Origin of the sequence: Pectobacterium colocasium, from assembly GCF_020181655.1 — a bacterium.
GTDB lineage: Bacteria > Pseudomonadota > Gammaproteobacteria > Enterobacterales > Enterobacteriaceae > Pectobacterium > Pectobacterium colocasium.
Genome location: NZ_CP084032.1, coordinates 2881308 through 2893919 on the forward strand (window position 1 = coordinate 2881308; position 12612 = coordinate 2893919).

Below are 12612 nucleotides of genomic sequence, written 5' to 3' on the forward strand. Positions count from 1 at the left end.
CGCGTCCACGGGCGATGGGGTTATTGGCTCAGTCGTCCAGCTTTACGCGCTTGCTCGTCCCACTGCGGCACTACCGTATTCAGGAAATCCTGTTTTTCGGCGTTGATTTGCTGCATGTTGAGCCCAATCGCCTGCTGTGCTTTTTCTTTCGTCGAGATATCCGGCAGCTTGACTTCCCCAGTCACACCTTTTTGTGCCAACAGCCGCACCAGCTTGGTTCTCGCCTCGGCGGATTTACTCAGCGAGGTGCCAAGCATCCGTAAGCCTTCATCCGGCGCGTGCATGTGAATACCGTGAGAGGCAACCGCCAGATCCCAGCGCCATTGCGCATGGCGGATATCCATCAGAATCGGCTGCATTTCGGCTTCGGTTGCCCCGGCATCCCAGGCCGCTTTGGCCTCAAAGTGCGCGTGAACCAATTGCTCTTCTGCTTTCAGTTTTAAGTCCTGAATAGCCGTTTTGCGTTCAGCAACCACCTTCTGCATCGCCGCTTTATCCTGCGTGTGGCAATTGGTGCAGGTTTCGCCGTAATTGTCGAAAGGGTTACCTATCTTGTGATCGGTATACCGCTTGCCGTCCGCGTTTTTCACTTTCGGCATATGGCAGTCGATACAGGTCACATTGTTCTTACCGTGAATACCAATGCTCCAGGTTTCATATTCTGGATGTTGGGCTTTCAGCATCGGTGCGCGGGAGAGCGTATTGGTCCAGTCGGAGAAGGAAATAGCGTCATAGTATTTTTCCATGTCTTCGACTTTCGTGCCGTTATCCCAGGGAAATTTCACCGCTTTGTCTTTACCGGAAAAATAGTACTCAACGTGGCACTGTCCACAGACCATAGACTGCTGCCCGAATCGACTGGCTTGATCAAACGGTTTGCCAATGGCTTCCATTGCGCGCTCAGCGTAAGGGCGGGACAGCGTCAGCGCCGGTTTGCCCTGAGCAAAATCCGGGGATGCGGTATCATGGCAGTCCGCACAGCCGAGATCGTTAGTCATCTCCGGCCCGCCTCGCGCCCACTTGCCTTTGAAGTAACCGTCCTCACCTTCTTGTTGAATCAAGCGGGCGACATCCGGGCTTTTACAACTCCAGCACGCCATCGGCAGAGGGCCATCTTCCGCCGTCTTTGGTGCGCCGGTACGTAGCGTTTCACGTACGTCCGTGATGGCATAGGCATGGCCGCGTGGCTTGTTATAGTCTCTGGAGAAAGGATATCCCGCCCAGAGGATCACCATCATAGGGTCTTCTGCCAGCGCATCGTGGCGTTCTGACTGCTCGCGGGTTGCCTTCCACGAGTTGAATTGGTCGGGGTGTTGCGCGGTGAAGACGGAATTTCTTGCTTCTATTGGAGCAGGAGGGGGTGACGCCGGAGCATCAGCGGAATAGGCGGGCATCATAAGAAAAAGACTGGCTACCATGCCCCACAGATAGGAGATTGACGTGCTTATCCTGACCATGCGTTTGTGTCCAATTTAAGCCGCCTGCTGGCGGTCATTTTAGTTATCTATTTGACAGAAACCACAACAACTGTCGTGACATTACTCGCCCTATGAATAACAAAAAGATGCATTCAAAATATTGTTTTTGATCAAAGGTAAAGAAAAGTAATGAATCGTATCGAAAGTTATATGAGGATTGTCTCAGTCACGGCAGGATGGCGCACACGGTGAAACACGAACAGAGGTCGCCACGGGTGCTTCCAGACTCCTTTCTGATACCCCGTGGCTGAAACAGAAGCTTATAGTCACCCACTGGGTGCCGGACAAGCCCCTAACGCTACTCGGACATTCTGCCCTTGCGAAGGGGCAACATTCTTTCCAGCGTATTATCCCGCACGATATAATGGTGAAATAACGCCGCGGCAGAATGAATAGCAATAATAAAATAACCCGTATTGGCTATCAATTCATGCAGCGATTTCAAATTGTGCTGAATATTTTCATTCAATACATGAGTAACAGGCATTGCTATTCCCAAGAAAGACCATTCCACCTGCCCGTAATAAAGCGAGGCGATCCCAAGAGCCGGTAACGAAATAAAAATAAGGTATAACACGCCGTGTGTTATTTTCGCCGTTATATGCTGCCAGCGCGGTAGCGGTGGGACAATAGCAGGGTCGCGATATCTCATTTTCAGCAACACTCTGATTAGCATGAAAACTAACACACAGGAACCCGCCGTATAGTGCATCAGCGCCATGGTTGCTCGCTCAGGGCTGTTTTTTGGCGTAAACCCTTTAAGCTCCATCGCGGCATAGGTAATCACTACCATGATAAAAACAAGCCAGTGAAAAATGATTTGGCTAGTCGCATAGGTTTTTTTCATTTTCAAATACTCGCCGATTAACAGTAAGCCATTTATAGAATTAAAACCTTAAGCGTACATTAATATAAAAAATTTCATTCCCGACAACTTTCTTAAGGTTGACATAATAATTCACTGCCAGGATGACCTTATTTTCAGCAGAGGTACATATTATGCGAATAATGTCACCCTTCACATTAAAATGGCTACATGGCGGAGACGAGCATAATGATGTTTCAGCATCGATACGTGAAAGCTATCGCCAGACTTATCATGCTTCACTTTCCCACTGTATGCCTTGGCTTCTCGGCATGTACGACACCAAAGGTGAATTGAAAGCCGCCTGCGGTGTCCAGACGGCTTCACAAGGGGCCTTCTATCTGGAGCAGTATCTTGACGTTCCTGTTGAAACGATGTTGTCCGCCCGTATTAACCTCCCCGTTTCGCGGGAAAAAATCGTCGAAATAGGAAACTTCACCGCGCATGACGGCGCTTCAGCACGCATTATGTATGCCGCACTCTGTTTATTACTTAATCAATATCACTACTCGTGGATTGTCTTCACCGGCACCAGGAAAATCCGCAACATCTTTCATCGACTCCATCTGCAACCCACGCTACTGACGCCAGCCAGCGCTGCACGGCTGGGCGATACGGCACAAGAATGGGGGGAATACTACCAGCATGACCCGCAGGTGATGGCCGGGGAGCTCATGAACGGAAAAACCACGTTAAGGCAGACAAGCATGTTGCTTAACCTGTTTACCACTTTACCTGATGCCCCCTGGGTAACCACGACGGGAGAACCCTATGTTTCTGGACAGGCTTGAACACCTCGCACAACAGTGCCCCGATGCCACCGCTTTACAGGGTGACGGTCGGACATGGAGTTGGAAGCAATACCACGAAACCGTCATGGCGATTGCAGAACACTTAACGTCACTCGGCATAAAGCGGCTAGCGCTTGAATTAGAAAATAGTCCAGAGTGGGCCATGATCGATCTTGCCTGTCTTGTTAGCGGGATTGTGATCGTCCCCATTCCCCCTTTCTTCAGCGCCGGACAAAAAGCCTGGGTCATGTCATCTGCGTCTATTGATGCACGGATCGGTGGTGCGCCTCTGGCAGAGTGGCAAACGTGTGATTTTCCTCTCGGCCAACTGCAAACCCGAACCGTCAATGAACCGGTTTCTCTGCCTTTCGGTACAGCCAAAATTACCTATACGTCTGGCACGACAGGGGAACCGAAAGGAGTGTGCTTAAGCCTAAGCGGCATGGCGTGGACGGCCCAAACCCTTGCGAGTGAATTGCACTCCCTACACTTACAAAAGCATTTGGTGACATTACCGCTCAGTATTCTGCTTGAGAACCTATGTGGCATTTACATCCCGCTGCTGCTGGGGGCAGAAACCGTGGTGCTGCCACCTTCACACATCGGTTTTGAAGGCTCCAGCCAGTTCAATGCGACGCAATTTTTGCAGGCGCTACTACGCTGGCACCCAGAGAGTTTGGTACTGGTGCCCGAACTACTGCGCGTACTGTTACAGTTGCATCAGCAGGTTCAGGAAAGCACCCAGTCATTGCGCTTTATTGCCGCAGGTGGCGGCAAAATCTCAACCCAACTGCTGGAACTTGCAGCCCAAAGCGGACTCCCCATTTTTGAAGGCTATGGACTGTCGGAATGTGGTTCCGTCGTGGCGCTGAATCGACCTGGCGCCACACGACAGGGCAGCGTAGGCAAAGCCTTGCCAGGCATCCAGCTGTCGGTTGATGGCGACCGGCAACTGCTCGTGTCCAGTCCAGCCAATGCGCTGGGTTATCTGGGGGACTCTTCTCCCGTATTGACGGTCGCGACAGGCGATCTCGGCAGCGTCGATGATGATGGTTTCATCCATATCCAGGGACGCATGAAAAACGTGCAAATCAACGCCTTTGGCCGCAATTTTTCCCCTGAATGGCCAGAAGCGGAAGCCATGGCCTGTCCCGCAGTCCGCCGCATTGTGATTTTCGGTGAAGGCTTAGTACGTAATGTCGCACTGGTCGACGCCTTTGACGGGCAACAGGAGCTCGCCCAGGCGCAGTTGATAGCACTTTCCGCGCGGTTGCCGGATTACGCGCAACTGCACCGATTACTGTTTACCCACACGATTTCATCACCCGATATGTTAACGGCCAATGGCCGTCCTCGCCGAAATGCCATATGGCAAACCCTACAACATCAGATTCTCACCCGTAGTGAGGAGGAGCAATAATGGATTTTTATCAACAATTACAAAACAAAACGACGACTGAACGTCAACAGTTGCTTTCGTCTCCAGCTATCGCCCGTTGCCTCGATGGCAACATTTCACGCGAGATGTATATCGAATTTTTGACCCAGGCCTACTATCACGTCAGCCATACCGTCCCGTTATTGATGTGTGCAGGTAGCCGCCTTCCGTCATCACATGAATCTATACACGGCGCCATTGCTGAATATATCGAGGAAGAATACGGCCATCAGGAGTGGATTCTGAATGATATCCGCGCCTGTGGCGGAGATGCAGAAAAGGTCAGATTAGGGACGCCCGGCGTGCCCATTGAAATGATGATTGCCTTTCTTTATTACCGCATTGAACGAGTTAACCCAATGAGCATTTTTGGCATGGTGTGGGTTTTGGAAGGGACGAGCGTGTCCATCGCGTCATCCATTGCCGCACGTGTTGAACAGACGCTGGGGCTACCAAAAGAAGCGACCACCTATCTGCGTTCTCACGGCGAGCTCGATCAGGATCACCTGAAATTTTTTGCCTTACTGATGAATACGGTCACGGATAAACGAGATCAGGACGCCATTATTCACACGGCTCGCCGCGTTTATCACCTGTACACACAGATGCTCAATCAACTGGGGAATGGCACAAGTGAATCTGCATAATAAGACCATTCTGCTGACAGGGGCGAGTGGCGGAATTGGTCAAGCACTCGCGCACGCCTTAGCGGAAAAAGGGGCAATCCTCTACCTTGTAGGACGTAATGAACAGGCGATGCAGCGTCTGCAACAGCAATTGCCCCATCCAGAACGGCACAGCATCGCTCTGATGAAAACCTATTCAGAGATTGAAATCATTACTCTTGCCGCCAGGTTTAATGAAAGTCGTAAGCTGGACATCCTCATTAATAACGCAGGATGCAGCCATTTTGCGTTGTTTGAACAGCAATCTTTCGATGATATTCGTGAACAAATCCGGACTAATATTGAAATTCCAACATTACTCACGCGTACATTATTAAAGAAATTGAGTCAGCAAAGCATTGTCCTCAATATCGGTTCTATCTTTGGGGAAATTGGGCATCCCGCATGGAGCGTATACAGCGCAACAAAAGCCGCTATGCATCGTTTTTCCGAAGCCCTAAGCCGTGAGTTACAGGGTAGCGGGATTTCTGTACTGTATGTCGCCCCTCGGGCCACAGAAACCGCACTCAACAGCGAAGAGGTCTATGCACTGAACCACAAGCTCGGTAACCGTCACGATTCCCCAGACGTGGTTGCTACCCAAATTGTCCGCCTCCTTGAAACGGAACAAAAGCGATACCGTTTTGGCGTCATGGAACGGCTGTTTGTCAAAATTAACGCCTGGTTTCCGGCGCTTGTTGACCGGGCACTAAACAAAAAATTACCCGTGATTCAAGCATTCGCCCGACATTCACCTAAAGGGGAAAATAAATGAGAACACGCAATATGCTGATGGTCGCATTAACCAGCGCGGTGTCAGTGTCTGTGCAAGCAAATACATCCCTGAGTGCGTTACAAAACACATGGTCCGTTTGTCAGTATCAAACGCTGGAAGCACAAAAAGAAGGATGTTTTAGCACATTAAGCCAGCAAGCGCATGAAGCGAGCCGTGCCAAAAACGATAACGATGCAACGCTGTTGATTTGGTCAGGCATTATCGATAGCAGTTGGGCTGGCGCAAAAGGCGGTTTGGGTGCTCTCAGTCTGGTTAAGCAGGCTCGCACATCGCTTGAAAAAGCGATCGCCATCGACCCCAATGCGCTTGACGGGTCAGCCTGGACGAGCCTCGGGGTGCTTTATTATCAGGTTCCCGGCTGGCCCGTCGGTTTTGGTGACAAGAAAAAAGCCGACGAGATGCTAAAAAAAGCGCTGGCGATCAATCCTGATGGTATTGATGCCAATTATTTTTATGGTGACTTTCTGCTGAAAGAGGGAAACGCCGATGAGGCGAAACGTTATCTGGAAAAAGCACTTCACGCCCCTGCCCGGCAAGGACGTGACATTGCCGATAATGGTCGCCGCCGAGAGATAGGCAACGCGCTGGCAAGCATTCAGTCAAAGTGAAAGCCAGCACAAGCAAATAGTGCGACATCGTCAGAGGCGTTGGCACTGATTCATTCATGTTGCAGAAAAAAAACCGAATCACTTAATCAAGTGAGTGATTCGGGTGAATGACAAATCGTCCAAAGGCAAATTGGAACGCAGCGGGCAACGGTTCATCATGGGCTGAGGCACATACGAATATGTCGAGCAACACAGCCCAAAATAACCGTTAACTAAACGAAATATGCCTTTCCGTACGTCTACTTTACCTGTCCATAGGCCAACGCCAGCTTGGCGTAGAAATCTTCCAGCGTGAAGCGGGCATCAACGGCGTTATACACTCGAATCTGGCGCGCATTGTCCTGCGGTGCATAGGTCAGATCGTCGTTTAACTGCGGCGCATTAACCAATGTGTAGTGGTATTCATGGTCATCCAGCAGCAGAGAAACCGAGGGGTTATCACCCAATACCCAGACTTCGCTTTTCGGCCAGGGAACGTCCTTGATGGTTTCGGAAATCGCGCGATTAAACGCGATCAGCTGTTGCCACAGGTACTCTCCGACTTTCCCCTGCGGCTTCACGCGCACGGCAAGCTCAGACAGCGAGACGCGCACGGACATATAGACATTATGCGGCACCTGCCACAGCGGCACCTGAGATGTGAATACGCTGTTCGCCGCGACCGGATCGTTAAACATATTGTATTCCCAGCCGCCTTTCGGATAAGGCATACCGCCAATCCACACCACCGTCATTTTGCTGGCGATCTTCGGCTCAGCCTGCAATGCAGCGGCGATATCCGTAATCGGCCCCATAACCAACACAAACAGCGGATGCGGGTCGTCTTTTAATGCTTCCTTGATCAGCACTTGCGCCCCTTCACTCAATGCCGGCGCGCCACCATCGGCTTTCAGTGCCTGTGTCGCACCGCGATAAACGGGAATGTCAGTTTTCCCCATCACGTTCATCAGCCGCTGAAGCTCGTGGTAGCTCTCCATCATGCTGTTTTCGCCATCGCGTTTCATCAACGGCGCAGTACGGGAGTAATGAGCTGCAATCAGCCCTTTCACCTGCATGGTCGGCGTCAGCACCGCATGGGCAACGGCAAAATCATCATCAGCCTCATTTTTGGCATCGGCACTGATGATGACGCGAATCTGTTTATGATCGGCCACGTCAAAAGGTGAAGTTTGCGCCTGCGCGGTGAGCGCAGTGAGGCAAGGCAATGCCACGATCAACATGGCGAAACGGCAAAAATATCTGTGAATAGACATGATTATCCTTAACGGTGCTTGGCAGTCGTTGATATGGCAGCCTGACGACGCAGGCGACCATCAGAGAAAGCGGGCAGATGACAACGCGCCCGCAGCACGAAGACGCTACTTAAAAAGCTTCTGAACAAATTCGCTGTAGGCCGGTCGCCAGACATCCATTTCATGACCGAGATTCGGATAATGGCGGTAGTCAAACCGGATATTCTTCTGCTCCAGCGTCGTTTTCAGACCGGCAATATCTTTACCTGTGATGTTGTCCGTTTCGCCAATCACCACCGTAAAGTTTTTCAGTTGCTGATTAATCTGCTCAGGCCGTTCAAGCTGTGCAGCAACGGCCGTGTTCGGCACCGTTTCGGTGGTTACGCCGCTGAAAGTGGCCAGCCAGCCGAAATGATCCAGATGGCTCATGCCGGATACCAACGCCTGATAGCCGCCTTGAGACAGCCCGGCCAGCGCCCTGCCGTTGGCATCCTGACGGACGTTAAAGCGTTTGCCGATCTCGGGGATAATGTCATGAATCAGCTCCCTGTCCGCCGCCAGCGCATTGCGCGGATAGAACACCTTGCGACGCTCCTGCGGTGGATACTCTTCAGGGATGATGCCGGGCACGTCCGTTTCCGTATCAGGAATGACAACCAGCATCGGCTCAATCTTTTTCTCTGCCAGCAGGTTATCCATCATCTGCGGTATCCGCCCCTGAAGCACAGCCGATGCTCCTGTGTCGCCAAAGCCGTGATAGAAGTAAAGTACCGGCAGCGGTTTTGACGACTCGCTATAACCCGGCGGCGCCCAGACATACATCTGGCGCTCTGATTTCAATTCTTTAGAGTGATAAGTCAGCGTTCTCAGTTCGCCGTGTGGCACCTGACGCACATCCAGAATGCTTCCCGGCACCAGAATCAGGCTGGTATTGACCTGACGCTGCGGTTTAGTAAACGCCGTCCCCGTATCAATGGTACGAAACCCATCCACGCTGAAAAAATATTCATACAGGTTCGGTGCCAGCGCGGGCGTCTTGAACGACCACACGCCAGATTCATCTTTCGTCATCGCATGGGACACGATGCTCTCAGGCGTCGAACCGGTAAAAACACTGACTTGTTTCGCCGTTGGCGCAAACAGGCGGAAAGTAATGCTGCTATCCGCATTCACCGCAGTCACATACTGACTCACGGGAACCGTTGCCGACGGCATAACAGGAAAATCAGCGGGTAGCGCCGAAGCGTTGCCAGACATCCCCGCCAATACACTCAAGGCCAATAATGATAACGCTATTTTCTTCATGTTCATTCGCATAATCCCATCCCGAATATCACGTAATCGAGTCTGTTTTTGCTAAATGTAGCGACACCGCCGAAGCGGTGCCGGCGTGGTGACAGGTATTACCACCAGACTTCCGCTTGAACACCCACGGAGAATTGATCGCTCTTACTGTCATTAAAAGTCGCATTACTGATATCGGTATCTTCAGCTTTCAGATAGGTGCCATAAAAACGAATTTCTGGTCTTGATGTCAGGAGACTCGTATTCACCTTAATAGCGTGATAAAGCGTTGTTTTATATCCAGACTCATGATAGTTCACACCATTCACTTTATTGGTCTGATTAAAGTAGGCCAATTCAACCCCTGTTTGGTTAAATTTATCCCATATATAGGCAGGGCGAAGCACGGCTCGAATACTATTGAAGTCTGTATTTTCACCTGTTGCATAGCTATAAATGCCACTACCTTGTGAGTAAACTAATGCATTCGCCATAACGACATCGTCACGTAAGTACAGCTCACCTTGTGAAATCAAACGAAATGAATGGCCTGAATGGTCTCCGTAATAATTTCCATTATTAGCATAGACTGGATTAGCATCATTTACATTAGCGAATCCGCTAGCGATAGAATTGTTAGCAGCCTGTACGGTAAATTCATTGAAGCCACCGTTATACAACCCTTGTTTCAACACAACAGAACTGAGCCATGAGTCCTTCAGATCATAATATGTGCCATCGTTCTCACTGTTTTTCTGCAACGTGCTTTTATTGGCTCGAACATATTTCCCCATCAGCGTCAGTGTCGCATTATTCCACAATGGAATACCTTTATAACGTAAATCCACTGAATTGGTGTTGACCTGTTGTTTATCCTGTGCGGTTGTAATTGATGGATTGTAATTTGACCTACGTGCATTGACGTCTTCACGATTCAAAGAAATATCAAATTGCCCCACCCCAACCTGCCAGTTTTCGATACCGATACCGCCAGCAGATTCCGAACGGTGACTTTTCCAATCCAGCATCTGAATTTCATACACCGGTAGGGTATTTTTACCTACCCAAAAATCAGCATCGGGGGCAAAGGACAAGAACCCTTTTGTATTGACGTACATCTGAGAGAATTGCAGTTTATTTTCATTATCAGAATCCTCACCAAACCAAGCGCTACCGTATTGTAACCCTACGTTGCCATCCAATTGCACCACTGCATCAACACGTTTGTTGCCTTCAGCAAAGACCTTTTGGCTCAGCGTAAGGTCAAACCAGCCACTGTGTTCATTACCGAAACGCCCTAATGAACCAATGGCATAAGATTTTGGTGAACCATGATCGGCGCTGGCCCATCCAGAACGGAAATACCCCGTATAGCTAAAACCAATATCATCCTTAACGAACTTACTCACTTCAGCTAACGTTAATGGCTTCTGTTGTGAACTTGTCGCGGCATCAGTCGTATTTGTGGCGGGTTGGACAACAGGTGCAAGAACCACCTGATTAGCCGATGACGTGCCAGAAGAAGCAACAACCAGCGGTTTATCTTTTGCCACAGAGTTTGCTGCAAGACGTGCTTTATTTTCTGCGTTCGTCTTATATTCACGAAACTCTTTTTTCGTTGACTGCAATTCAGCTTTATTTGCCGCCAGTTCTTTCTCCAGAAGTTCCAGTCTTTCTTCTACGGTCAATTTTGCAGCCATAGCACCATTAGACAAAAACACTGACGACATCAGTAATACCATCATCTTTACAGGGAATTTTTTACGCATGATTATTATCCGAGTAGGGTACATGTTAACATTGAAAACAGCGGTTTTAAGTTGAGAAAACCCTCTCGCGACGCTAGCCGCAAGTCCGCCTATTTATAAATTTTTTCAAACCCACATAACCGTTTATATAATTTAATGGCTAGTCCACGCCCTCCCGTTTCATTTTATTCCCTTGCCATCTTTCCCATGGATAGTAAAAAAAATAGAGTTCGCATTCATTCCAGATTGTATTTCTCTGAGAATGAATGCGTAAATCACTCATCGATGCGATGATTTATTTCAACGTTTCACCATTAGAGGAAATGACCTCTTTATACCAGTAGAAACTTTTCTTACGCCGACGTTCTAATGTGCCGTTCCCTTCATCATCACGATCGACATAAATGAAGCCGTAGCGTTTGGACATTTCGGCCTTTGACGCACTCACCAGATCGATAGGCCCCCAGCAAGTATACCCCATCACCTCAACGCCATCTTCCAGCGCTTCACCCACTTGGTAGAGGTGATCGTTCAGGTATTTGATGCGATAGTCATCGTTAATGCTGCCATCGCTTTCCAGTTTGTCTTTGGCACCCAAACCGTTTTCCACAATGAACAGCGGTTTTTGGTAGCGGTCATACAGATAGTTCAGCAAATAGCGCAGCCCTTCCGGGTCGATCTGCCAGCCCCACTCGGAGCTTTCCAGATGCGGATTCGGCACCATGTTCAAAATATTGCCGCGGGCTTTCTGGTTTACCTCTTCATCTGTCGTCACACAGCCCGTCATGTAGTAGCTGAAAGAAATGAAATCGATGGTTTCTTTTAGCGACTGGCTATCGTCTTCCGTTACCGTCAGCGTAATACCGTGCTGCGCAAAGAAACGCTTCATGTACGCTGGGTAGTATCCTCGGGCTTGGACATCACCGAAGAACAGCCAATCGCGATTCTGCTGCATCGTTTCCATAACATCCGCAGGCTTGCAGGTTAACGGATAGAACATGGAACCCAGCATCATATTGCCGATCTTGGCATCAGGAATGATGTCATGACACGCTTTCACCGCTTTAGCACTCGCCACGAGCTGGTGATGGATCGCCTGATAAATATCCTGCTTACTGCTCTCAGTCGGTAAACCAATTCCTGTAAAAGGTGCATGTAACGCACAGTTGATTTCGTTGAACGTCAGCCAATATTTCACTTTGTCTTTATAGCGCTGGAATACCGTGCGAGCGTAGCGCTCAAAGAACGTAATCGTTTCACGACTTCCCCAGCCGCCGTAATTCTTCACCAGACCATACGGCATTTCATAGTGGGACAGTGTCACCAAAGGCTGAATACCGTACTTTGCCATTTCATCGAACAGGCGATCGTAAAAAGCCAGCCCTGCCTCATTCGGCTGGGTTTCATCACCCTGCGGGAAAATACGCGTCCAGGCAATTGAGATTCTCAGGCATTTGAAGCCCATTTCAGCAAAGAGCGCGATGTCTTCGGGATAGCGATGATAAAAATCGATCGCGATATCTTTAATTCCGCTGTCGCCCGGCGTGCGCGTGACGATCTCACCAAAAATACCCTGCGGCTGTAAATCGGACGTTGATAACCCTTTGCCGTCCGTTAAGTACGCGCCTTCAACCTGATTGGCTGCAATCGCGCCGCCCCACAAGAATGCTTTCGGAAACTGATGGCTCATCTTTTCTCCTCCCAATT

11 protein-coding genes are annotated in these 12612 nt (G+C 49.7%); 5 read left to right on the forward strand and 6 right to left on the reverse strand.

The genetic code is table 11. The features are described 5' to 3' along the window. Positions 1–20 precede the first annotated feature (20 nt). Entirely contained in the window at positions 21–1397 is a 1377-nt protein-coding gene (nrfA, locus tag LCF41_RS12890; RefSeq protein WP_225088173.1) for an ammonia-forming nitrite reductase cytochrome c552 subunit, read from the reverse strand. Positions 1398–1776: 379 nt separating this feature from the next. Next, positions 1777–2325 (reverse strand): cytochrome b, encoded by a 549-nt coding sequence (locus LCF41_RS12895; protein ID WP_225084956.1) that lies wholly within the window; start codon positions 2323–2325, stop codon positions 1777–1779. Positions 2326–2477: 152 nt separating this feature from the next. Here LCF41_RS12895 and LCF41_RS12900 point away from each other — a divergent pair, with 152 nt between their 5' ends. The 5 genes from LCF41_RS12900 to LCF41_RS12920 are packed head-to-tail and all read left to right on the forward strand — an operon-like array spanning position 2478 to position 6641. Then, complete coding sequence (locus LCF41_RS12900) at positions 2478–3134, forward strand: thermostable hemolysin (RefSeq protein WP_225084957.1); 657 nt, start codon at positions 2478–2480, stop codon at positions 3132–3134. Next, the gene (locus LCF41_RS12905) at positions 3115–4554 is read left to right on the forward strand and encodes an AMP-dependent synthetase/ligase (RefSeq protein ID WP_225084958.1); all 1440 of its coding nucleotides are present in this window, start codon (positions 3115–3117) and stop codon (positions 4552–4554) included. The genes LCF41_RS12900 and LCF41_RS12905 overlap by 20 nt, the downstream gene beginning before the upstream one ends. Next, positions 4554–5219 carry an iron-containing redox enzyme family protein gene (locus LCF41_RS12910; protein ID WP_225084959.1) on the forward strand — a complete coding sequence of 222 codons (666 nt, stop codon included), beginning with the start codon at positions 4554–4556 and terminating at the stop codon, positions 5217–5219. Before LCF41_RS12905 ends, LCF41_RS12910 begins: the two co-directional genes overlap by 1 nt. Further along, positions 5197–6012: an SDR family oxidoreductase gene (locus LCF41_RS12915; RefSeq protein ID WP_225084960.1), complete on the forward strand. Its 816-nt coding sequence runs from the start codon at positions 5197–5199 to the stop codon at positions 6010–6012. Before LCF41_RS12910 ends, LCF41_RS12915 begins: the two co-directional genes overlap by 23 nt. Beyond that, on the forward strand, positions 6009–6641 hold the full coding sequence (locus LCF41_RS12920; protein WP_225084961.1) for a tetratricopeptide repeat protein: 633 nt from the start codon (positions 6009–6011) through the stop codon (positions 6639–6641). The genes LCF41_RS12915 and LCF41_RS12920 overlap by 4 nt, the downstream gene beginning before the upstream one ends. A 239-nt stretch (positions 6642–6880) precedes the next feature. On the opposite strand, the gene LCF41_RS12925 is transcribed toward LCF41_RS12920, so the two are convergent. From LCF41_RS12925 to LCF41_RS12940, 4 genes are all read right to left on the reverse strand, one after another. Further along, on the reverse strand, positions 6881–7894 hold the full coding sequence (locus LCF41_RS12925) for a nucleoside hydrolase (protein WP_225084962.1): 1014 nt from the start codon (positions 7892–7894) through the stop codon (positions 6881–6883). A 105-nt stretch (positions 7895–7999) separates the two neighbouring features. Beyond that, positions 8000–9184, reverse strand: a complete 1185-nt coding sequence (locus tag LCF41_RS12930; protein ID WP_225084963.1) for an alpha/beta hydrolase-fold protein — start codon at positions 9182–9184, stop codon at positions 8000–8002. 92 nt (positions 9185–9276) lie between these two features. Next, on the reverse strand, positions 9277–10926 hold the full coding sequence (locus LCF41_RS12935) for a carbohydrate porin (RefSeq protein ID WP_225084964.1): 1650 nt from the start codon (positions 10924–10926) through the stop codon (positions 9277–9279). Between the two features lie 274 nt (positions 10927–11200). Next, positions 11201–12595, reverse strand: a complete 1395-nt coding sequence (locus LCF41_RS12940) for a glycoside hydrolase family 1 protein (protein WP_225084965.1) — start codon at positions 12593–12595, stop codon at positions 11201–11203. Positions 12596–12612 lie beyond the last annotated feature (17 nt).